The sequence below is a fragment of the Vibrio sp. 378 genome, from assembly GCF_033339435.1.
This window is the reverse complement of sequence record NZ_JAWOUO010001303.1, coordinates 1-500: the sequence shown is the minus strand read 5'-3', so window position 1 is coordinate 500 and position 500 is coordinate 1. Positions and strand designations below refer to the sequence as shown.

Annotated in this window: 1 protein-coding gene; it reads right to left on the bottom strand. The window is 46.6% G+C overall.

Features of this window, described 5'->3' with window-relative positions; all coding sequences use genetic code 11:
* A partial coding sequence (locus R7Q48_RS31690) for a saccharopine dehydrogenase family protein (protein WP_318134442.1) occupies positions 1-500 on the bottom strand: 500 nt, incomplete at both ends.

Genomic DNA, 500 nt, shown 5'->3' with positions numbered 1-500 from the left:
ACTCGCCATTTTCCCAGTAGAAAGAGTCACCTTGGATCTCTAACATATTGGTTTCTGGGTCAAAGTTCGTTGCAAACTTCTTACCGTGATCACCCGCGTTTACATCCATCACGGCGATTGTGTCGATCTCGTCGAACAGGTGTTTTACTGCGTATGCTGCAAACACAGAAACTACACCTGGATCGAAACCAGCGCCTAGGATGCCAGTGATGCCCGCTTCTTCGAACTTCTCACGGTAGCCCCATTGCCAATCGTAAGCTTCAGGGACTTGCTGACCTTCTGAACATAGGTCAACCGCGACTGATGTATCTAGGTATGAAACTTTTGCTCGGTAACACGCTTCCATGATTGGCATGTTTACCCAAGGAGGACCCGCGTTGATGACTAGGTCCGGTTTCACTTCTTCAATCAAAGCAACAAGAGAATCTACGTCGTCAGCATTTACCGCACGAGCTTCTAGTTTCTTAGTTGAATCTTTCAGATTGTTTTTCTTCTGAATC